The sequence below is a fragment of the Acidovorax sp. genome (genome assembly GCF_021287135.1).
In the GTDB taxonomy this organism is placed as follows: domain Bacteria; phylum Pseudomonadota; class Gammaproteobacteria; order Burkholderiales; family Burkholderiaceae_C; genus Acidovorax.
Map to the genome: position 1 here is coordinate 99105 of NZ_JAJTBB010000015.1, position 20872 is coordinate 119976.

Below are 20872 nucleotides of genomic sequence, written 5' to 3' on the forward strand. Positions count from 1 at the left end.
CCTGCAAGCTTCCCCTCGCTTGAAAGCGGGCGCGGGCGCCCCCATCTGCGGCAGCTATGGATTCTTCTCAAAACACCCCGGTCTTTCACGGCACCACCATCCTCAGCGTGCGTCGCCAGACGCCTGACGGCGTGCAGGTCGCCATTGGCGGCGACGGCCAGGTCACCCTGGGCAACATCGTGGTCAAGGGCTCGGCGCGCAAGGTGCGCAAGCTCTACCACGGCAAGGTGCTCGCGGGCTTCGCGGGCGCCACGGCGGATGCCTTCACGCTGTTCGAGCGCTTCGAGGCCAAGCTGGAAAAGCACCAGGGGCACCTGACCCGCGCCGCCATCGAGCTGACCAAGGACTGGCGCACCGACCGCGTGCTGCGCAAGCTCGAAGCCATGCTGGCCGTGGCCGACGCGAGCGCCTCGCTCATCATCACCGGCAATGGCGACGTGCTGGAGCCGGAGCAGGGCATCGTGGCCATCGGGTCGGGTGGGGCGTATGCCCATTCGGCCGCCAAGGCGCTGCTCAATCACACGGACCTGTCGGCCCAGGACATCGTCAAGAAGTCGCTGGAAATCGCGGGCGAGCTGTGCATCTACACCAACATGCACCACACCATCGAGACGCTGTGATGCGCCACCGGGCGGGTGGCTGCCTGGTATCTTTTTGATAGCTGCCCGCGCTTGCTGCATAAGCGCTGGAGCCTGATTTGACTGAGATTTCTGCTATGTCGTCCATGACCCCCCAGGAGATCGTCTCCGAACTCGACAACCACATCGTGGGCCAGGCCGGTGCCAAGCGCGCGGTGGCCATTGCGCTGCGCAACCGCTGGCGCCGCCAGCAGGTCGAGGGCAGCCTGCGCCAGGAGATCACGCCCAAGAACATCCTCATGATCGGCCCCACCGGCGTTGGCAAGACCGAGATCGCGCGCCGCCTGGCGCGGCTGGCCGACGCGCCCTTCATCAAGGTCGAGGCCACCAAGTTCACCGAGGTGGGCTATGTGGGCAAAGACGTGGATTCCATCATCCGCGACCTGGCGGAAATGGCCGTCAAGCAGACGCGCGAGTCCGAGATGAAGAAGGTGCGCGCCCGGGCGGAGGATGCCGCCGAGGACCGCATCCTGGACGTGCTGGTCCCGCAGGCCCGCACCGCCGCAGGCACCGAGCCGGCCTCCGACAACACCGCGCGCCAGGTGTTCCGCAAGAAGCTGCGCGAGGGCCAGCTGGATGACAAGGAGATCGAGATCGACGTGGCCGAGGCGCGGCCAGCGCTCGAAATCATGGGCCCGCAGGGCATGGAGGAAATGACCGAGCAGTTGCGCGGCATGTTCAGCCAGCTGGGCCAGGACAAGCGCAAGACGCGCAAGCTCAAGATCGCCGAGGCGCTCAAGCTCCTGACCGATGAAGAGGCCGGCAAGCTCGTCAACGAGGAAGAAATCAAGACCCGCGCCATCGCGAACGCCGAGCAGAACGGCATCGTCTTCATCGACGAGATCGACAAGGTGGCCGCCCGCCAGGAGACCAGCGGCGCCGACGTGTCGCGCCAGGGCGTGCAGCGCGACCTGCTGCCGCTGGTGGAGGGCACCACGGTGTCCACCAAGTACGGCATGATCAAGACGGACCACATCCTGTTCATCGCCTCCGGGGCGTTCCACCTGTCCAAGCCCAGCGACCTGATCCCCGAGCTGCAGGGGCGCTTTCCGATCCGCGTCGAGCTGGAGTCGCTGTCGGTGCAGGATTTCGAGGCCATCCTGACCCAGACGCACGCCTCGCTGGTCAAGCAGTACCAGGCGCTGCTCGCCACCGAAGGCGTCACGCTCGTGTTCGCGCCCGAGGGCATCACCCGCCTGGCGCACATTGCCTTCAACGTGAACGAGCGCACCGAAAACATCGGCGCCCGCCGCCTGGCCACGGTAATGGAGCGCCTGCTGGACGAGGTGAGTTTCGACGCCACCCGCCTTTCCGGCCAGACCGTGACGGTCGATGCCGCCTATGTCGATGCCCGCCTGGACAGCCTGAGCCAGGACGAAGACCTCTCCCGCTACATCCTGTGACCACTGCGTCAAGCCCGGCAGGGGCTTGAGAGTTCACTTCCACAGGCTCCCGTAAGTTCTTCTTTTTCAACGACTTTTGCCGCGTCCTCGCTTGCGAAGACGCGGCTAAGTCGTTGATTTCATTGCAAAAGTTTCTGTCACACCCCTTGTTCGGTGTGCTTTTCCTGCTACAGTGCAAAAAAGTGCAATTAAGTGGTGAAAAGTGCCCTTGGAGCGCCCATTCGGCCTCCGAGGATTCCAACCCAACTGGGAATCTCGTCCGTGTTTCAAGGTGCCTCGTCGCTGAGTCTCGATGCGAAGGGTCGGCTGTCCGTGCCGACCCGGCACCGTGACGTGCTCGCGGCCACCGCTGCGGGCCAGCTCACGATCACCAAGCACCCCCACGGCTGCCTGATGGTGTTCCCCCGCCCCGAGTGGGAGAAATTCCGCGAGCGCATCGCCCAGCTGCCCATGTCCGCCCAGTGGTGGAAGCGCATCTTCCTGGGCAACGCCATGGACGTGGAGATGGACGGCACCGGCCGCGTGCTGATCTCGCCCGAGCTGCGCCAGGCCGCCGGCATCAGCAAGGACACCATGCTGCTGGGCATGGGCAACCACTTCGAGCTCTGGGACAAGGCCACCTACGACGAGCAGGAGGCCCAGGCCATGCAGGGCGAGATGCCGGACGTGTTCAAGGATTTCTCCTTCTAGACCATGGCCGATATCGCTTTGCAACACACCACCGTCCTGCTCCAGGAGGCCGTGGACGCGCTCCTGGGGGGCGCGGGGCCGTCGCCCGGCGGCACCTGGGTGGACGCCACCTTCGGCCGCGGCGGGCATTCGCGCCTCCTTCTGCACCGGCTGGGGCCCGAAGGCCGCCTGGTGGCCTTTGACAAGGACCCCGAAGCCATCGCCGAAGCAACGCGCATCACCGATGCGCGTTTTTCCATCCGGCACGAAGGATTCCGCCACCTGGCCGAGCTGCCTGCCGCCAGCGCGGCCGGCGTGCTGATGGACCTGGGCGTGAGCTCGCCCCAGATCGACAGCCCCGAGCGGGGTTTCAGTTTCCGTTTTGACGGCCCTCTGGACATGCGCATGGACACCCCGCGCGGCACCAGCGTGGCCGAATGGCTGGCCACGGCCGAAGTCGGGCAGATTGCAGAGGTGATACGTGACTACGGTGAAGAACGGTTTGCTGGCCCCATTGCAAAGGCGATTGTTGCTCGGCGCGAAGAACGGGGTGCTCTTGCAACCACCGCCGAACTGGCCGAACTCGTGGCTGGCGCGGTCAAAACCCGCGAGCCGGGCCAGAACCCTGCAACGCGCACATTTCAAGCTCTTCGGATTTTCATCAACGCCGAGCTTGAAGAGCTGCAACAGGCGCTAGAGGCCAGCCTCTCGGTGCTGCAGCCGGGCGGGCGGCTGGTGGTCATCAGCTTCCACTCGCTGGAGGACCGCATCGTCAAGCAGTTCATCGCCCAGCACTCCAAGGAGGTGTACGACCGCCGCGCGCCTTTTGCCATGCCGCAGCCCATGAAGCTCGTGGCCCTGGACCGCATCAAGCCCAGCGCGGCCGAGGTGGAGGCCAACCCGCGCGCACGCAGCGCCATCATGCGCGTGGCCGAGCGCACGGAGGTTTGACATGCAGTACCTCCTGAGCCGCTTCGCGCCTTCCCCCTGCAGGGCGGCAACGCCCACGCTGCGGGGCGGCCCCTGCTCGGCGTCCCCCGCCGGGGCCGCGCCCGTCTCCACCGATGCTGGAGGTCGCGGGGTATGACTCGGCTCAACGTCGTCCTGCTCATGGCCGTGCTGGCCAGCGCCATCTATTTGGTGCACACCCAGTACGAGTCGCGCCGCCTGTTCACCGAACTGGACCGCGCCACGGCCGAGGCCCGCCGGCTGGAAACCGAGAACCAGCGCCTGCAGGTGGAAAAGCGCGCCCAGGCCACGCCACTGCGCGTGGAGAAGATCGCGCGCGCCCAGCTCAACATGCGCACGGCCACGCCGGCCATCACGCAGTATGTGTCCGACCCGCAGGGCGCTGCGGCCGCACCGGCCAGCGCCACAGGGGGGCAACCATGAGCCGCCGCAGCGTGGTCTACACCGCCAGCCCCCTGCTGGCCAGCAAGACGCCCGTGTGGCGCAGCAAGTTCATCGTGGCCGCGATCGCGCTGGGCTTTCTGGGCCTGGCCGGGCGTGCCGCCTACGTGCAGGTGTTTGGCAATGCGTTCTTCCAGCGCCAGGGCGAGGTGCGTTTTGCGCGCACGCTGGAACTGCCCGCCAACCGCGGCAAGATCCTGGACCGCAACGGGCTGATCCTGGCCTCCAGCGTGCCGGCAGCCAGCATCTGGGCCATTCCCGAAGACGTGGAGCACGACAAGCCCGAGGTGCAGGCCAAGCTCAAGGAGCTGGCCAAGCTGCTGGACATGCCGCTGGCCGAGCTGCAGAAAAAGCTGGCCGACGAGGACAAGACCTTCGTGTGGGTCAAGCGCCAGCTGGACTGGGACGTGGGCCAGCAGATCGCCAAGCTGGACATCAAGGGCATCTACCAGCGCAAGGAATACAAACGCCAGTACCCCGAAGGCGAGGCCGCTGCGCACGTGGTGGGCTTCACCAACGTGGAAGACCACGGCCAGGAGGGGATGGAACTGGCGTTCGACAAGGACCTGGCGGGCAAGCCTGGGTCGCGTCGGGTGATCAAGGACCGCCTGGGCCGCGTGGTCGAAGGCGTGGGCGAGACCGTGCCGCCCGTGGATGGCAAGGACATGCAGCTGTCCATCGACAGCAAGGTGCAGTTCTTCGCGTACCAGAAGCTGCGCGACCAGGTGACCGCGCACAAGGCCAAGGCGGGCAGCGTGGTGGTGCTGGACGCCCACACCGGCGAGCTGCTGGCGCTGGCCAACTACCCCAGCTACGTGCCCGACAAGCGCCAGAACCTCACCGGCGAGCAACTGCGCAACCGCGCGCTCACCGACGTGTTCGAGCCCGGCTCCACCATGAAGCCGTTCACCATCGGCCTGGCACTGGAGACCGGCCGCGTGCGCCCCGACACCATCGTGGACACCAACCCGGGCCGCATCACCATCACGGGCTCCACCATTTCGGACACGCACAACTACGGCGTGCTCACGGTGGAAGGCGTGATCCAGAAGTCCAGCAACGTGGGCACGACCAAGATCGCCATGCAGATGCCCGCGCGCGAGATGTGGGAGACCTTCTCGGCCGCCGGCTTCGGGCAAAAGCCGCAGCTGCACTTCCCGGGCGTGGTGACGGGGCGCCTGCGGCCCTACAAGACCTGGCGCCCGGTGGAGCAGGCCACCATGTCGTACGGCTACGGCCTGTCGGCCAGCCTGTTCCAGATGGCGCGCTCGTACACCGTGTTCGCCAACGGCGGGCGCGTGATTCCCGCCACCATGCTCAAGACCAGCGAGCCCGCCGTGGGCGTGCCCGTGTTCTCCGAGCGCACGGCCGACCAGGTTCGCAAGATGCTGCAGATGGCCGCCGGCCCCGGCGGCACGGGCCAGAAGGCCCAGACGCTGGGCTACTCGGTGGGTGGCAAGTCCGGCACGGCGCGCAAGCAGGTGGGCAAAAGCTACGCCTCGGGCAAGTACCGGGCGTGGTTCACCGGCATGGCGCCCATCGACAAGCCGCGCATCATCGTGGCCGTGATGATCGACGAGCCCAGCGCCGGGCAGGTGTACGGCGGCCTGGTGGCCGCGCCTGTGTTCAGCGAAGTGGTGCAACAGACGCTGCGCATGATGGGCGTGCCGCCCGACATGGCCGTCAAGCCGCAGATCGTGGCCAACGCGGTGGAGGAATCGCTATGACGCCATCCACAGTGCCCTTGCTGGCCTCGGTGCAGGAAGCCGTCGCCTGGCTGCGCGAGCGCGTCACGGGCACGCTGCAGACCGACAGCCGCCTGGTTCGCCCCGGCGATGCGTTCATTGCCTGGCCCGGTGCGGCCACGGACGGCCGCGCGCACATTGGCGACGCGCTGGCGCGGGGCGCCGTGGCGTGCCTGGTCGAGCAGGACGGGGCGGACGCCTTTGCGCTCGGCGGCCTGCCCGTGGCGGCACTGCGCGGCCTGAAGGCTGCCACCGGCCTGATTGCGGCGGAATGGTTCGAGCAGCCCAGCCAGCGCCTGGACGTGCTGGCTGTGACCGGCACCAACGGCAAGACCAGCACCGCATGGTGGTTGGCCGAAGCGCTGAATTTGCTATCAAAGCAAGAGCTGCTTGCGCAAGGTGGATGCGCCCTAGTGGGCACTTTGGGCATGGGCACACCTCCTGCGCTCAGCAGCACCGGCATGACGACGCCCGACCCTGTGCGGCTGCAGCGCGCCTTTCAGCAGTTTGCCGACGCGGGCCGCACGGCCTGCGCCATCGAGGCCTCGTCCATCGGCCTGGCCGAGCATCGGCTGGTGGGCACGCGCATCCGCGTGGCGGTGTTCACCAACTTCACGCAAGACCACCTGGACTACCACCCGGGCATGGCGGCCTACTGGCAGGCCAAGAGCATCCTGTTCGACTGGCCCGGGCTGCAGGCGGCCGTGGTCAACATCGACGACCCGCGCGGCGCCGAGCTGCACGCCTCGCTGGCCGACCGCATGCTGGACCTGTGGAGCCTCTCCATCACCGGCCCGGCCCGCCTGGCCGCCCGCGACATCGCCATGGGCGAGGGCGGCCTGCGCTTCACGGTGGCCGAGGGCGTGCACACGCATGTGCTGCAGACACGGGTGATCGGGCTGTACAACGTGTCCAACCTGCTGGGCGTGCTGGCCGGCCTGCGCGCGCTGGGCGTGCCGCTGGAGCATGCGCTGTATGCCTGCGCCCAGCTCACACCCGTGCCCGGCCGCATGGAGCAGATCCTCAGCCCCGGCCAGCCCCTGGTGGCCGTGGACTACGCCCACACGCCCGACGCCCTGGACAAGGCCCTGCTCGCGCTGCGCCCCATCGCGCAGGAGCGTGGAGGCCAGCTGTGGTGCGTGTTTGGCTGCGGCGGCGACCGCGACGCCGGCAAGCGCCCGCTGATGGGCGCCGTGGCCCAGCGGCACGCCGACCGCGTGGTGGTCACCAGCGACAACCCGCGCAGCGAAGACCCCGCCGCCATCCTGCACCAGATCCTGCAGGGCACGATTGCCGGCAGCACCGTGCAGGCCGAGCCCGACCGCGCCGCCGCCATTGCCCAGGCCATTGCCGAAGCCGCCCCCGCCGACGTGGTGCTGATCGCCGGCAAGGGCCACGAAGACACCCAGGAGACGGCGGGCGTGCGCGTTCCGTTCTCCGACCTGGCCCATGCGCGTGCTGCGCTGCAGGCCCGAGGAGCCACCGCATGACCGCCCCCACTGGCGTGATGTTGACCCTGCAGCAGGCGCTGGCCCTGGTGCAGCCCCGCGTGCCCGCCGCCCGCCTGGTAGGCGACGGCGCCACGCCGCTGGTGCGCGTACACACCGACACGCGCACGCTGCAGGCGGGCGACCTGTTCGTGGCCCTCAAGGGCGAGCGCTTCGATGCCAATGCCTTCCTGGCCGATGCGCGCGCCGGCGGCGCCGCGGCGGCCCTGGCCCATGGCGGCCTGGAGGCGGCCGGGCTGGCCGGCATCGAGGTGCCCGACACCCTGGCGGCCCTGGGCGCGCTGGCCACCGCGTGGCGTGCGCAGTTCAGCCTGCCGCTGATCGGCGTGACGGGCAGCAACGGCAAGACCACCGTCACGCAGATGATCGCGTCCATCCTGCGCGCCTGGCAGGGTGACGCGGCCTTTGCCACCCAGGGCAACTTCAACAACGACATCGGCGTGCCGCTGATGCTGCTGCGCCTCACCGCCGCGCACCGCGCCGCCGTGATCGAGATGGGCATGAACCACCCGGGCGAGATTGCCCGCCTGGCCGCCATGGCGCAGCCCACGGTGGCGCTGGTGAACAACGCGCAGCGCGAGCACCTGGAGTTCATGCACACGGTGGAGGCGGTGGCGCGCGAGAACGGCTCGGTGTTTGCCAGCCTGCCCGCCGACGGCGTGGCCGTGTTCCCCGCAGGGGATGCCTACACCGGCCTGTGGCAAACGCTCGCACAGGGGCGCCGCACGCTCACCTTCGGCGAAGGCGGCGACGTGGTCTGCCAGCGGGCCGCCTGGGAGCAGGGTGCCTGGGCTGTCGAGGTGGGCACGCCGCAGGGCGGCTTCTCCACCCGCCTGCACATTGCCGGGCGCCACAACGTGACCAACGCGCTGGCCGCTGCCGCCTGCGCGCTGGCGGCGGGCGTTCCGTTGCCGGCGATTGGGCAGGGGCTGCAGGATTTCGTGCCGGTCAAGGGCCGTTCGCGCGCTTTCAGCCTGCGTGCCGCGGGCCGCGACATCACCGTGGTGGACGACACCTACAACGCCAACCCCGACTCCATGCGCGCCGCCCTCGACGTGCTGGCCGAACTGCCCGGCCCGCAGCTGATGGTGATGGGCGACATGGGCGAGGTGGGCGACCAGGGGCCACAGTTCCACGCCGAGGCGGGTGCGCATGCGCGCGCCGCCGGCATTGCACACCTGTTTGTGCTGGGGGCGCAGTCGGTGCATGCCGCGGCGGCCTTTGACCGCAGCAGAAGCGGCAGCGGCCCCAGCGCCCGGGTTTTCAACAAGATGGGCGCACTGCAGGCCGCAGTGCGCGACGCCCTGCCCACCGTGGGCAGCGTGCTGGTCAAGGGATCGCGATTCATGAAGATGGAACAGGTGGTGGAGGCGATCGCCTCTGCCGCAGCCGTGCCGCAGCAGGCACCCGAACAACAACAACGCAATGCGGCACCGGAGGGACACCATGGCGCAACCCCGTGACACCGCCCGCACCGCGCACTGCGCCGTTGCCCAACATTGGGCCGGAGGTGCGCCATGCTGCTGATGCTGTCGCAATGGCTGCAGGGCCTGTCGCCCGAGTTCGGCTTCTTCCGCGTGTTCCAGTACCTCACCTTCCGTGCGGTGATGGCGGCCATGACGGCGCTGCTCATCGGCCTGGTGGCGGGGCCCAAGGTGATCCGCGTGCTCACCTCGCTCAAGATCGGCCAGCCCATCCGCGGCTATGGCCTGCAGACGCACCTGTCCAAGAGCGGCACGCCCACCATGGGCGGTGTGCTCATCCTGCTGTCGATCGCGATCTCCACGCTGCTGTGGTTCGACCTGTCCAACCGCTTCGTGTGGATCGTGCTCATCGTCACGCTGGGCTTTGGTGCCATCGGCTGGGTGGACGACTGGCGCAAGGTGGTCAACAAGGACCCCGAGGGCATGCGCTCGCGCGAGAAGTACTTCTGGCAGTCGGTGATCGGCCTGATGGCGGCGCTGTACCTGGTGTTCAGCATTTCGGAAAGCTCCAACGCCAAGGTGTGGGAGCTGTTCGTGGGCTGGGTGCAGTCCGGCTTTGCGCTGGACCTGCCGCCCAAGGCCGGTCTGCAGCTGCCCTTCTTCAAGGAAGTGAGCTACCCGCTGGGCGTGCTGGGCTTTGTCGTCATGACCTATCTGGTCATCGTGGGCTCCAGCAATGCCGTGAACCTGACCGACGGCCTGGACGGCCTGGCCATCATGCCCGTGGTGATGGTGGGTTCCGCCCTGGGCGTGTTCGCCTACGTCACCGGCAGCTCGGTGTATTCCAAGTACCTGTTCTTCCCGCACATTCCCGGCTCGGGCGAGCTGCTGATCTTCTGCGCGGCCATGGCCGGCGCGGGCCTCGCGTTTTTGTGGTTCAACGCGCACCCGGCGCAGGTCTTCATGGGCGACGTGGGCGCGCTGGCGCTGGGCGGTGCTCTGGGCACCATCGCCGTCATCGTGCGGCAGGAAATCGTGCTGGCCATCATGGGCGGCATCTTCGTCGTCGAGGCGCTGTCGGTGATGCTGCAGGTCACCTGGTTCAAGATCACCAAGAGGCGCTATGGCGAGGGCCGGCGGCTGCTGAAGATGGCGCCGCTGCACCACCATTTTGAAAAGAGCGGCTGGAAGGAGACCCAGGTGGTCGTGCGCTTCTGGATCGTCACCATGCTGCTGTGCCTGATCGGCCTGTCCACCCTGAAGCTGCGATGAACACCGACGACACCCTGCCCGCTGGCACGACCGCCGTGCCCGCCCCCCAGCCGCCCGCGGCCGGGCCGGCGGCGCCCGCGCGCGCGCAAGCGCTGCAGCCCGTGCCGGTGGAACCGTCTGCGGCGCCGGCCGACAGCGCGCCTGCCGCGGTGCCGGAAGCGCACGGCGACACGGGCGGGGATATGGGCGTGGCCGCCGAGCCTGTGGCCGCCCCGGCCACCGCGGCCGGCAAACCCGCGTGGGACCCGGAGAAGCCGTCCGCCGTGTCGGCCGCCAAGGCCGCCGCCGACTTTGTGGCCCAGATCTTTGCGGACGTGAACGCGCCCGAGGCGCCCGCGGCCCCCGCCGCCGAAACGCCCGAGCCCGCGGCAGACGCTCCGGCCGCCGGCGACCCGCAGGCCCCGGAACCCCCGGCCGCCTCCGCTGCCGAGGTGCTGGCGCAGTTGCTGCACGGGCAGCGGGTGCTCATCCTGGGCCTGGGCGCCTCCGGCCTGGCCATGGCGCGCTGGTGCGTGCGCTGCGGCGCCGACGTCACCGTGGCGGACACGCGCGAGGCACCGCCCCAGCGCGGGGTGCTGGCGCAGGAACTGCCCCAGGTGCGCCTGGTGTGTGGCGCGTTCGACGCCCGCCTGGTCGAAGGCCAGGGGCTGGACGCGGTGTTCCGCTCGCCCGGGCTGAGCCCGGCCACGATTGCTCCTGTTGTGATAGCTGCCAGCGCTTGTGGTGTAAGCGTTGGAGGCGAATTAGACCTGTTTTCTTCGGCCCTGCATGCGCTGCGCGTGTCGCAGGGCTACACGCCCGCGGTGCTGGCCATCACCGGCACCAACGGCAAGACCACCGTGACTTCGCTCACGGGGCAGCTCATCGAACGCTCGGGCCGGCGCGTGGCCGTGGCGGGCAACATCGGCCCGACGCTGCTGGACACGCTGGCGCAGCATGTGGATGCAGGCCTGCTGCCCGAGGCCTGGGTGCTGGAGCTGTCGAGCTTCCAGCTCGACGGCGTGCGCAACGGCGAGGGCGGCTTCGAGCCCACCGCCGCTGCGGTGCTGAACATCACGCAGGACCACTTGGACTGGCATGGCGACATGGCCGCGTATGCCGCAGCCAAGGCGCGCATCTTCGGCCAGGGTGCGCTGATGGTGCTCAATCGTGACGACGCGGAGGTGATGCGCATGCTGCCGCCGCCCGGCCGCCCGAAGGCGGCAGCGGCCCCCCTGGGGGGCAGCGCAGCACACGCAGTGGCAAGCGTGGGGGCTGCCCAGCCTGTGCCGCCGCCCGTGAAGGTCAAGCTGCAAAAGCCCCAGGTGCGCGCCCACACCACGTTCGGTCCCGACCTGCCGCAGCGCCCGGGCGACTTCGGCATCGAGGTCATCAGCGGCATGCCCTGGCTGGTGCGCGCGATGGACGGCGACGAAACCCGCAAGCGCGGCCGCAGCGACGCGGTGGAAGACCTGCACCTGCAGCGCCTGATGCCGGCCGATGCCTTGCGCATCCGTGGCCGGCACAACGCCCTGAACGCCCTGGCCGCGCTGGCCCTGGCATCGGCCGCGGGCTGCACCCTGGCCCCGCTGCTGTACGGCCTGCGCGAGTACCGGGGCGAGCCGCACCGCGTCGAGCCGGTGGCCATCGTCCAGGGCGTGGAGTACTTTGACGACAGCAAGGGCACCAACGTGGGCGCCACCGTCGCGGCCCTCTCCGGGCTGGGGGCCGAGCGCCGCATCGTCGTCATCCTGGGCGGCGAGGGCAAGGGGCAGGACTTCACCCCGCTGGCCGCGCCCGTCGCGCGCCATGCCCGCGCGGTGGTACTGATCGGCCGGGACGCGCCACAGATCCGCGCCGCGCTAGCCGATTGCGGCGTGCCGCTGATGGATGCCACCACCTTGCCCGAGGCCGTCGGGCTGGCCGCACGGCGGGCCCATGCGGGAGACGCCGTGCTCCTGTCGCCCGCCTGTGCGAGCCTCGACATGTTCCGCGACTACGCTCACCGCGCCCAGGTGTTCTGCGACGCCGTGCGCGAACTGGCCGACGAGGCCGGTGTGCCCGCGCAAGGAGGAATGGCATGAACGTGTCCGCCAGCGCCTTCCTGCAGCGCCTGACCGGCTGGTTCGGCGGGGCGGCCCCCCAGGCCGTGGACGTGCTGCCCGTGCGCGTGGGCGGCACCGAATACCGCCAGTCGTCCAGCACCCCGGCCAGCGTGCTGGGGTTTGACCAGGCCCTGTTGTGGGTCGTGGTGGCGCTGCTGGCCTGGGGCACGGTGATGGTGTATTCGGCTTCCATTGCGATGCCGGACAACCCGCGCTTTGCCAACTATGCCGCCACGCACTTCCTCACGCGCCACGTGATGTACCTGGTGGTGGGGTTTGTCGGCGCGCTGCTGGCCTTCCAGATTCCCATGGCCCTGTGGGAACGCATGGCGCCCTGGCTGTTCGTGGCGGCGCTGGTCATGCTGATCGCGGTGCTCATCCCGGGTGTGGGCAAGGTGGTCAATGGCGCGCGCCGCTGGCTGTCGGTCGGCCCGGTGGGTTTTCAGCCGTCCGAGGTGGCCAAGCTGGCCGTTCTCATCTATGCCGCCGACTACATGGTGCGCAAGATGGAGGTGAAGGAGCGCTTCTTCCGCGCCGTGCTGCCCATGGGGGCGGCCGTGGCCATCGTGGGCGTCCTGCTGCTGGCCGAACCCGACATGGGCGCCTTCATGGTGGTGGCCGTGATCGCCATGGGCATCCTGTTCCTGGGCGGGGTGAATGCCCGCATGTTCTTCCTGATCGCCGGGGTGCTGGTGGCGGCCTTCGGCGTCATGATCGCCAGCTCGCCCTGGCGGCGCGAGCGCGTGTTCGCCTACCTGGACCCGTTCAGCGAAGCGCATGCGCTGGGCAAGGGGTACCAGCTCTCGCACTCCCTGATTGCGATTGGTCGTGGAGAGATCTTTGGCGTGGGGCTGGGCGGCAGCGTCGAAAAGCTGCACTGGCTGCCCGAGGCCCACACCGACTTCCTGCTGGCCGTTATTGGCGAGGAGTTCGGTCTCGTCGGCGTGCTCACGCTCATCGTGCTGTTCCTGTGGATGACCCGCCGCATCATGCACATCGGCCGCCAGGCCATTGCGCTGGACCGCGTGTTCTCGGGACTGGTGGCCCAGGGCGTGGCCATCTGGGTCGGTTTCCAGGCCTTCATCAACATGGGCGTGAACCTGGGCGCGCTGCCCACCAAGGGGCTCACGCTGCCGCTGATGAGCTTTGGCGGGTCGGCGATTCTGATGAATCTGGTGGCCCTGGCCGTGGTCTTGCGCGTGGACTATGAAAACAAACTCCTCATGCGCGGAGGCCGCGTATGAGGAGTTGTTTCACCAAAACAAGCTGCAGCAGCGTGCAACGCTGCCGAATGCGCAGCATTCGATGCGCGGAGGCCGCGTATGACGCAGAAAACCGCTTTGATCATGGCAGGCGGCACTGGCGGCCACATCTTTCCGGGCCTTGCCGTGGCCGAAGAGCTGCGCACGCGCGGCTGGCGCGTGCACTGGCTGGGCTCGCCCGGCAGCATGGAGTCGCGCATCGTTCCGCAGCACGGCTTTGCGCTGGAGCTGATCGATTTTTCGGGCGTGCGCGGCAAGGGCCTGGCCACACTTGCGCTGCTGCCGCTGCGCCTGCTGCGGGCCTTCTGGCAAGCCCTGCAAGTGGTGCGGCGCGTGAAGCCCGACGTGGTGGTGGGCCTGGGCGGCTACATCACCTTCCCCGGCGGCATGATGGGCGTGCTGGCCGGCAAGCCGCTGGTGCTGCATGAGCAGAACTCGGTGGCCGGCATGGCCAACAAGGTGCTGGCCGGCGTGGCCGACCGCGTGTTCACGGCGTTCCCCAACGTGTTCAAGCAGGGCCAGTGGGTGGGCAACCCGCTGCGTGCCGCGTTCACCCGGCAGCCCGGCCCGGTCGAGCGGTTTGCCGGCCGCAGCGGCCCGCTGCGCCTGCTGGTGGTGGGCGGCAGCCTGGGCGCGCGGGCGCTCAACGAGATCGTTCCGCAGGCGCTGGCGCTGATGCCTGCCGAGCAGCGCCCCGTGGTGCTGCACCAGAGCGGCGCCACGCAGATCGATGCCCTGCGCGCCAACTACGCCGCCGCAGGCGTGGCGGCCGAGTGCACGCCGTTCATCGAGGACACCGCCAGCGCCTTTGCCGATGCCGACGTCATCGTCTGCCGCGCCGGCGCCAGCACCGTGACCGAGATTGCCGCCGTAGGGGCTGCCGCACTGTTCGTGCCCTTCCCGTCGGCGGTGGACGACCACCAGACCGCGAACGCCCGCTTCCTGGTGGACGCCGGTGGCGGCTGGCTGGTGCAGCAGCGCGACCTGACGCCCGAGGGGCTGTCGCAAATGCTATTGAAATTGGAGCGCCCCGCGCTGGTAGATATTGCGCTGAAGGCCAAAAACATGCAAAAAATCAACGCCACCCGTGAGGTGGTGACCGCCTGCGAGGAGTTGGCGCAACCATGAAACATGCGATCAGGCACATCCACTTCGTCGGCCTCGGCGGCGCGGGCATGAGCGGCATCGCGGAGGTGCTCTTCAACCTGGGCTACCGCATCTCGGGTTCTGACCTGGCCGACAGCGCCACGCTGCGCCGCCTGCAGGGCCTGGGCATCAAGACCTGCCTGGGGCACGCCGCGGCGCACATCGAAGGCGCGGACGCGGTAGTCACCTCCACGGCGGTGACGGCCGACAACCCCGAGGTCCTGGCCGCGCGCGAGAAGAAGATTCCCGTGGTGCCGCGGGCACTGATGCTGGCCGAGCTGATGCGCCTCAAGCGCGGCATCGCCATTGCCGGCACCCATGGCAAGACCACCACCACCAGCCTGGTCACCAGCGTGCTGGCTGAGGCCGGGCTGGACCCGACCTTCGTCATCGGCGGCAGGCTCAACAGCGCCGGTGCCAATGCCAAGCTCGGCAGTGGCGAGTACATCGTCGTCGAGGCGGACGAGTCCGATGCGTCGTTCCTGAACCTGCTGCCCGTGATGGCCGTGGTCACCAACATCGATGCGGACCACATGGACACCTACGGGCACGATTTCGGCCGCCTCAAGGGCGCGTTCGTGGACTTCCTGCACCGCATGCCGTTCTACGGCACGGCCATCCTCTGCGTGGACAGTCCCGCGGTGCGCGACATCCTGCAAAGCGTGACCTGCCCGGTCACGAGCTACGGCTTTGCCGAAGACGCGCAGGTGCGGGCCATCAACGTGCGCGCCGTGGGCGGGCAGATGCACTTCACGGTGCAGCGGCGCAACGGCGTCACGCTGCCCGACCTGGACATCGTGCTCAACCTGGCTGGCGAGCACAACGTGCTCAACGCGCTGTCCGCCATCGCCGTGGCGGTGGAGCTGAGCATCCCCGACGACGCCGTGCAGCGCGCCCTGGCGGGCTTCAAGGGGGTGGGCCGGCGCTTCCAGCGCTATGGCGACTTGCCCGCGCGGGACGGCGGCACTTTCACCGTGATCGACGACTACGGCCACCACCCGGTGGAAATGGCGGCCACGCTGGCCGCGGCGCGCGGCGCCTTCCCCGGGCGGCGGCTGGTGCTGGCCTTCCAGCCGCACCGCTACAGCCGCACGCGCGACTGTTTCGAGGATTTCGTGAAGGTCATCGGGCAGGCCGACGCCGTGCTGCTCACCGAGGTGTATGCCGCCGGCGAAGCCCCGGTGGTCGCCGCGGACGGGCGCTCGCTGGCGCGCGCCTTGCGCGTGGCAGGCCGGGTGGAACCCGTGTTCGTGGACGACGTGGCCGACCTGCCGCAGGCCATCGCGGCGAATGCGCGCGGCGGGGATGTGGTGATGTGCATGGGTGCCGGCTCCATCGGCGCCGTGCCCGGAAAGGTCGTCGATTTGCTACAAAATAATGAGCTTCATGCGCTGGAAGGAAGCGCGCCATGACATCCTCTCAATCCCAATCCGCCATTGATGTGAAGTCGCTGGGCAAGGTCGCTGTCCTGATGGGCGGCACCTCGGCCGAGCGCGAGGTCTCGCTGATGTCCGGCACCGGTGTGCTGCAGGCCTTGCGGTCACAGGGGGTCGATGCCCACGCCTTCGACCCCGCCCACCAGAGCCTGGGCGATCTCAAGCGCGACGGCTATGCCCGCTGCTTCATCGCGCTGCACGGCCGCCACGGCGAGGACGGCACGGTGCAGGGTGCCCTGGAACTGCTGGGCATCCCCTACACGGGGCCGGGCGTGATGGCTTCGGCCATCGCCATGGACAAGGTGATGACCAAGCGCGTGTGGAGCGCCGAGGGCCTGCCCACGCCGCGCTACGTGTGGCTGGCACCCGACCGCCAGCAGCGCGAGGTGGTGCGCACGGTGCCGGACGAACTGGGCCTGCCCTTGATCGTGAAGCCGCCGCGTGAAGGCTCGTCCATTGGCGTGACCAAGGTGCGCGGCTATTCCGACATGCAGGAGGCGGTGGTCCTGTCGGCGCGCTACGACCCCGACGTGCTGTGCGAAGAGTTCATCGAGGGCGAGGAGGTGACCTGCCCCGTGCTGGGCGAAGGCGCGGGGGCGCGGGCGCTGCCGGTGATCCGCATCGTGGCGCCGGATGGTGCCTACGACTACCAGAACAAATACTTCACCGACGACGTGAAGTACCAGTGCCCGAGCGGGCTGCCCGAGGCCGAGGAGCGCGAGATCCAGCGCATCGTGCTCGCGGCCTACCGCGCCCTGGGCTGCCGCGGATGGGGCCGTGCCGACCTGATGATCCGCGCGAGCGACCGCAAGCCCTTCCTGCTGGAGATGAACACCTCGCCCGGCATGACCGGACATTCGCTGGTGCCCATGTCTGCACGGGCCAGCGGCATCAGCTATGAAGCGCTGTGCCTGCGCATCCTGGCGGCCGCGACGCTGGACACGCCCGCGGGTGCGGTGCAACAAGGAGCGGCGCAGCCATGACCTCCACGCTGCCGGCGCCCCTGGACGTCAAGCTCATGAACCTGACCGCCTCGGTCCTGTTCTCGGGCTGCGTCCTGCTCGTGCTGGCGGCGGGGGTGTGGTGGGTGATGCGCTACCCGGGCTTTGCCATCGCGCGGATCGTGGTGCAGGGGGAACTGGTGCACAACAACGCGGTGACGCTGCGGGCCAACGTGGCGCCCCACCTGGCGGGCAATTTTTTCACCGTCGACCTGCAGGCGGCCCGCAAGGCCTTCGAGCAGGTGCCGTGGGTGCGCCGCGCGCAGGTGCGGCGCGTGTACCCGGGCAGCCTGCGCGTGGAACTGCAGGAACACGACGCGGTGGCGTACTGGGGGCCGGAATCCGGCTCGGCCATGGTCAACAGCGAGGGCGAGGTCTTCGAGGCCAACGTGGGCGACGTGGAGCAGGAAGGGCTGCCGCGCCTGCAGGGCCCCGCCGGCAAATCGGCCGAGGTGCTGCAGATGTACGGGCTGCTGCAGCCGGTCTTCGAGCCGCTGGGCGCGGAGCTGGACGAGCTGGAGCTGACCGGCCGTGGCGGCTGGCGCGTGCGCCTGGACAGCGATGCCGTGATCGAGCTGGGCGGCGGCACGCCGCAGGAAGTGGTGCAGCGCACCCAGCGGTTTACCCGCACGCTGTCCCAGGTGGCGGCGCAGTACGGGCGGCGCGTGGATGCCCTGGAATCGGCCGACCTGCGCCACAGCGGCGGGTATGCGCTGCGCCTGCGGGGCGTGGCCACGGTGATCCCGGATGCCGCCGGAGCGGTTGCGGGCGCCACAGGCGGCGTGCGCCGGCGCAGGTGATGGCCATGAAGCACCACCGGCAGGCAAGGACAAGGATGGCGTGGGAAGGAAAGCGGGCCGCGGCGCGGCGGCGCGTTGGAACAGAAAAGGGCAGAGGCTGATATGGCAAGAGAGTACAAAGACGTGGTGGTAGGGCTGGACATCGGCACGGCCAAGGTCATGGCCGTGGTGGCCGAGGTGCTGCCCGGCGGCGAGCTCAAGCTGGCCGGCCTGGGCGTGGCCCCGAGCAACGGCCTCAAGCGCGGCGTGGTGGTGAACATCGACGCCACCGTGCAGAGCATCCAGCAGGCCTTGAAAGAAGCCGAGCTGATGGCCGACTGCAAGATCCAGCGCGTGTACACCGGCATCACCGGCAGCCACATCCGCGGCCTCAATTCGAGCGGCATGGTGGCCGTGAAGGACAAGGAGGTCACGTCCGCCGACGTGGCCCGCGTGGTGGAGACGGCCAAGGCCATCAACATCAGCAGCGACCAGCGCCTGTTGCTGGTGGAGCCGCAGGAATTCGTGATCGACGGGCAGGACGTGAAGGAGCCCATCGGCATGAGCGGCATCCGCCTGGAGGCCAAGATCCACATCGTGACCGGTGCGCAGAGCGCGGCCGAGAACATCATCAAGTGCGTGCGCCGCTGCGGCCTGGAGGTCGAGCAGCTCATGCTCAACCCGCTGGCCAGCAGCCAGGCCGTGCTGACCGACGACGAGCGCGAGCTGGGCGTGGTGGTGGTGGACATCGGCGCGGGCACGACCGACGTGGCGATCTTCACCGGCGGCGCGATCCGCCACACGGCGGTGATCCCGATCGCGGGCGACCTCATCACCAGCGACATTGCCATGGCGCTGCGCACGCCCACGAAAGACGCCGAAGACATCAAGGTGGAAAGCGGCTATGCCAAGCAGCTGCTGGCCGACCCCGAGGCGCAGGTGGAAGTGCCCGGCCTGGGCGACCGCAGCCCCCGCATGCTCAGCAAGCAGGCGCTGGCCGGCGTGATCGAGCCGCGGGTGGAAGAGATCTTCTCGCTGGTGCAGCAGGTGGTGCGCGAGTCCGGCTACGAAGAAGTGCTGTCCTCGGGCATCGTGCTCACAGGCGGCAGCTCGGTGATGCCCGGGATGATCGAGCTGGGCGAGGACATCTTCCTCAAGCCCGTGCGGCGCGGCATTCCCAAGTATTCCAGCGCCTTGTCCGACATGGTGGCCCAGCCCCGTGCGGCCACGGTGATGGGCTTGCTCGAAGAGGCCCGGCTGGCGCGCCTGCGGGGCTTCAAGGTAGCGCAAAAGAGCGGCTCGGTGAAAACCGCTTTCGGCCGGTTCAAGGACTTCATCGTGGGGAACTTCTAGCCATGAAACACCCCTTGTGGCTTGCCCGCGGCAGCCCCCACCGCATGGCGCGGCGACGATGGCGATGTACCGGACCACCGCCGCCCGTCCCGGACCAGCGAAACCCGCAAATGCAAACGAATTTGGTTTTAGTAAAAGTTACAGGAGCTCCAAGATGACCATCGAAATGATCGAAGCCGAAGAATTCAACCAGGGCACCCAGATCAAGGTGATCGGCGTTGGCGGCGGCGGCGGCAACGCCGTTGAACACATGATCGCGCGCAACGTGCAGGGCGTGGAGTTCGTGAGCGCCAACACCGATGCGCAGGCGCTGACCCGCACGTCGGCCCATCGCGTGATCCAGCTGGGCGGCAGCGGCCTGGGCGCCGGCGGCAAGCCCGAAAAGGCGCGTGACGCAGCCGAGGCGGCCGTGGACGACATCCGCGACGCCATCCAGGGCGCGCACATGCTGTTCATCACGGCCGGCATGGGCGGCGGCACGGGCACGGGCGCTGCGCCGGTGATCGCGCGCGTGGCCAAGGAAATGGGCATCCTGACCGTGGGCGTGGTCACCAAGCCTTTCGACTGGGAGGGCGGGCGCCGCATGAAGAATGCCGACGAGGGCCTGGCCGAGCTGGAAGCCAACGTCGACTCGCTGATCGTCGTGCTCAACGAGAAGCTGCTGGACGTGCTGGGCGACGACATCACCCAGGACGAAGCCTTTGCCCATGCCAACGACGTGCTCAAGAACGCCGTGGGCGGCATTGCCGAAATCATCAACGAGTACGGCCAGGTGAACGTCGACTTCGAAGACGTGCGCACGGTGATGGGTGAGCCCGGCAAGGCCATGATGGGCACGGCCACCGCCAGCGGCCCGGACCGCGCACGCATCGCCGCCGAGCAGGCCATTGCCTGCCCCCTGCTGGAAGGCATCGACCTGTCGGGCGCCAAGGGCGTGCTGGTGCTGGTCACGGCCAGCAAGGGCAGCCTCAAGCTGTCCGAGTCGCGCCAGGCCATGAACACCATCAACGCCTACGCGTCGACCGATGCGCATGTGATCTTCGGTGCCGCTTATGACGAAAGCCTGGGCGACGAGATCCGCGTGACGGTGGTGGCCACGGGCCTGTCGCGCGCCAACGCGCGCCGCCAGCCGATTTCGGTGGTGCAGGGTGGCCTGCGCACCGGCACCGACAACATGGCCTACCAGATCCCGGTGGCGGGTGTGGGCGCGGCAGCCGGGGTGCAGGGCGGCCACGCCGGCGGCGCACAGGCCGACTACGGCAGCATGTCGGTGCCCAGCGTCTGGCGCACCAACCGCACGCAGGCCGCAGCCCGCGTGGACGCCCTGTCGTCCGGCGGCATGGACGACCTGGAGATCCCGGCCTTCCTGCGCAAGCAGGCGGACTGAAGAGGCGGGGGCGGCGCGCACGCTGCCGCACCGGCCCTGCCGGCGCCGTGCCCACGGCCCGGCGGGCACCGGACGCCGAGCGCCGGACGCTTCATTTCTCCGCGATCCCAAAGCAAACCCTGCGGTGGCATGCCACCGCAGGGTTTTTTTCATGGAGACGGCGGGGAGGGAAGTCCGCCTCAGGCCGGCAGCCGGATCAGAACGACTCCCAGTCGTCGTTGTCGCGGGATGCGGAGGCCGCCGCAGCCCGGGCGGGGCTGGGCGCTGACAGTGCCGGTGCCGCAGCGGCCTTGGGGCGCGTGGGCGCACGGGGCGCCGCGGCGGCCAGCGGGGGGGCGCGCCGGGGCGCTGCCGC

The 20872-nt window shown here is 68.9% G+C and carries 17 protein-coding genes; all 17 read left to right on the top strand.

The annotated features are described in order from the left end of the window. Window positions 1–56: 56 nt before the first annotated feature. The 17 genes from hslV (at window position 57) to ftsZ (ending at window position 20517) form a co-directional block, all read left to right on the top strand. A complete protein-coding gene (gene hslV / locus LWW96_RS03525; RefSeq protein ID WP_291484286.1) occupies window positions 57–620 on the top strand; it encodes an ATP-dependent protease subunit HslV in 564 nt (187 codons plus the stop codon). Between the two features lie 95 nt (window positions 621–715). Beyond that, window positions 716–2041, top strand: coding sequence for an ATP-dependent protease ATPase subunit HslU (gene hslU / locus LWW96_RS03530; protein ID WP_291484287.1), 1326 nt, complete (start codon window positions 716–718; stop codon window positions 2039–2041). Between the two features lie 261 nt (window positions 2042–2302). Then, entirely contained in the window at window positions 2303–2731 is a 429-nt protein-coding gene (gene mraZ, locus LWW96_RS03535; protein WP_291484288.1) for a division/cell wall cluster transcriptional repressor MraZ, read from the top strand. Window positions 2732–2734: 3 nt separating this feature from the next. Further along, window positions 2735–3661: a 16S rRNA (cytosine(1402)-N(4))-methyltransferase RsmH gene (gene rsmH, locus LWW96_RS03540; protein WP_291484289.1), complete on the top strand. Its 927-nt coding sequence runs from the start codon at window positions 2735–2737 to the stop codon at window positions 3659–3661. 132 nt (window positions 3662–3793) lie between these two features. Next, window positions 3794–4102, top strand: coding sequence for a cell division protein FtsL (ftsL, locus tag LWW96_RS03545; protein ID WP_291484290.1), 309 nt, complete (start codon window positions 3794–3796; stop codon window positions 4100–4102). After that, window positions 4099–5847, top strand: coding sequence for a penicillin-binding protein 2 (locus LWW96_RS03550; RefSeq protein WP_291484291.1), 1749 nt, complete (start codon window positions 4099–4101; stop codon window positions 5845–5847). Before ftsL ends, LWW96_RS03550 begins: the two co-directional genes overlap by 4 nt. Then, window positions 5844–7355, top strand: a complete 1512-nt coding sequence (locus LWW96_RS03555) for a UDP-N-acetylmuramoyl-L-alanyl-D-glutamate--2,6-diaminopimelate ligase (protein WP_291484292.1) — start codon at window positions 5844–5846, stop codon at window positions 7353–7355. The genes LWW96_RS03550 and LWW96_RS03555 overlap by 4 nt, the downstream gene beginning before the upstream one ends. Then, complete coding sequence (gene murF / locus LWW96_RS03560; protein ID WP_291484293.1) at window positions 7352–8836, top strand: UDP-N-acetylmuramoyl-tripeptide--D-alanyl-D-alanine ligase; 1485 nt, start codon at window positions 7352–7354, stop codon at window positions 8834–8836. The genes LWW96_RS03555 and murF overlap by 4 nt, the downstream gene beginning before the upstream one ends. A 54-nt stretch (window positions 8837–8890) precedes the next feature. Further along, complete coding sequence (gene mraY / locus LWW96_RS03565) at window positions 8891–10069, top strand: phospho-N-acetylmuramoyl-pentapeptide-transferase (RefSeq protein WP_291484294.1); 1179 nt, start codon at window positions 8891–8893, stop codon at window positions 10067–10069. A 182-nt stretch (window positions 10070–10251) separates the two neighbouring features. Continuing rightward, window positions 10252–12132, top strand: a complete 1881-nt coding sequence (gene murD, locus LWW96_RS03570; protein WP_366117929.1) for a UDP-N-acetylmuramoyl-L-alanine--D-glutamate ligase — start codon at window positions 10252–10254, stop codon at window positions 12130–12132. Further along, the gene (gene ftsW / locus LWW96_RS03575; protein WP_291484295.1) at window positions 12129–13397 is read left to right on the top strand and encodes a putative lipid II flippase FtsW; all 1269 of its coding nucleotides are present in this window, start codon (window positions 12129–12131) and stop codon (window positions 13395–13397) included. Before murD ends, ftsW begins: the two co-directional genes overlap by 4 nt. Before the next feature lie 78 nt (window positions 13398–13475). Continuing rightward, window positions 13476–14543, top strand: coding sequence for an undecaprenyldiphospho-muramoylpentapeptide beta-N-acetylglucosaminyltransferase (gene murG, locus LWW96_RS03580; RefSeq protein ID WP_291484296.1), 1068 nt, complete (start codon window positions 13476–13478; stop codon window positions 14541–14543). Then, window positions 14540–15973 carry a UDP-N-acetylmuramate--L-alanine ligase gene (murC, locus tag LWW96_RS03585; protein ID WP_291484297.1) on the top strand — a complete coding sequence of 478 codons (1434 nt, stop codon included), beginning with the start codon at window positions 14540–14542 and terminating at the stop codon, window positions 15971–15973. The genes murG and murC overlap by 4 nt, the downstream gene beginning before the upstream one ends. Then, window positions 15970–16980, top strand: coding sequence for a D-alanine--D-alanine ligase (locus tag LWW96_RS03590; protein ID WP_291484298.1), 1011 nt, complete (start codon window positions 15970–15972; stop codon window positions 16978–16980). Before murC ends, LWW96_RS03590 begins: the two co-directional genes overlap by 4 nt. Further along, entirely contained in the window at window positions 16977–17798 is an 822-nt protein-coding gene (locus tag LWW96_RS03595) for a cell division protein FtsQ/DivIB (protein WP_291484299.1), read from the top strand. Before LWW96_RS03590 ends, LWW96_RS03595 begins: the two co-directional genes overlap by 4 nt. A gap of 102 nt (window positions 17799–17900) precedes the next feature. Next, the gene (ftsA, locus tag LWW96_RS03600; protein ID WP_291484300.1) at window positions 17901–19130 is read left to right on the top strand and encodes a cell division protein FtsA; all 1230 of its coding nucleotides are present in this window, start codon (window positions 17901–17903) and stop codon (window positions 19128–19130) included. Between the two features lie 154 nt (window positions 19131–19284). Continuing rightward, window positions 19285–20517: a cell division protein FtsZ gene (gene ftsZ / locus LWW96_RS03605; RefSeq protein WP_291484301.1), complete on the top strand. Its 1233-nt coding sequence runs from the start codon at window positions 19285–19287 to the stop codon at window positions 20515–20517. Window positions 20518–20872 lie beyond the last annotated feature (355 nt).

What these genes read in the sequence shown, in the direction of transcription:
- hslV (WP_291484286.1), top strand. Translation starts at nt 57, where the DNA reads ATGGATTCTTCTCAAAACACCCCGGTCTTTCACGGCACCACCATCCTC.
- hslU (WP_291484287.1), top strand. Translation starts at nt 716, where the DNA reads ATGTCGTCCATGACCCCCCAGGAGATCGTCTCCGAACTCGACAACCAC.
- rsmH (WP_291484289.1), top strand. Translation starts at nt 2,735, where the DNA reads ATGGCCGATATCGCTTTGCAACACACCACCGTCCTGCTCCAGGAGGCC.
- ftsL (WP_291484290.1), top strand. Translation starts at nt 3,794, where the DNA reads ATGACTCGGCTCAACGTCGTCCTGCTCATGGCCGTGCTGGCCAGCGCC.
- LWW96_RS03550 (WP_291484291.1), top strand. Translation starts at nt 4,099, where the DNA reads ATGAGCCGCCGCAGCGTGGTCTACACCGCCAGCCCCCTGCTGGCCAGC.
- LWW96_RS03555 (WP_291484292.1), top strand. Translation starts at nt 5,844, where the DNA reads ATGACGCCATCCACAGTGCCCTTGCTGGCCTCGGTGCAGGAAGCCGTC.
- murF (WP_291484293.1), top strand. Translation starts at nt 7,352, where the DNA reads ATGACCGCCCCCACTGGCGTGATGTTGACCCTGCAGCAGGCGCTGGCC.
- mraY (WP_291484294.1), top strand. Translation starts at nt 8,891, where the DNA reads ATGCTGCTGATGCTGTCGCAATGGCTGCAGGGCCTGTCGCCCGAGTTC.
- murD (WP_366117929.1), top strand. Translation starts at nt 10,252, where the DNA reads ATGGGCGTGGCCGCCGAGCCTGTGGCCGCCCCGGCCACCGCGGCCGGC.
- ftsW (WP_291484295.1), top strand. Translation starts at nt 12,129, where the DNA reads ATGAACGTGTCCGCCAGCGCCTTCCTGCAGCGCCTGACCGGCTGGTTC.
- murG (WP_291484296.1), top strand. Translation starts at nt 13,476, where the DNA reads ATGACGCAGAAAACCGCTTTGATCATGGCAGGCGGCACTGGCGGCCAC.
- murC (WP_291484297.1), top strand. Translation starts at nt 14,540, where the DNA reads ATGAAACATGCGATCAGGCACATCCACTTCGTCGGCCTCGGCGGCGCG.
- LWW96_RS03590 (WP_291484298.1), top strand. Translation starts at nt 15,970, where the DNA reads ATGACATCCTCTCAATCCCAATCCGCCATTGATGTGAAGTCGCTGGGC.
- LWW96_RS03595 (WP_291484299.1), top strand. Translation starts at nt 16,977, where the DNA reads ATGACCTCCACGCTGCCGGCGCCCCTGGACGTCAAGCTCATGAACCTG.
- ftsA (WP_291484300.1), top strand. Translation starts at nt 17,901, where the DNA reads ATGGCAAGAGAGTACAAAGACGTGGTGGTAGGGCTGGACATCGGCACG.
- ftsZ (WP_291484301.1), top strand. Translation starts at nt 19,285, where the DNA reads ATGACCATCGAAATGATCGAAGCCGAAGAATTCAACCAGGGCACCCAG.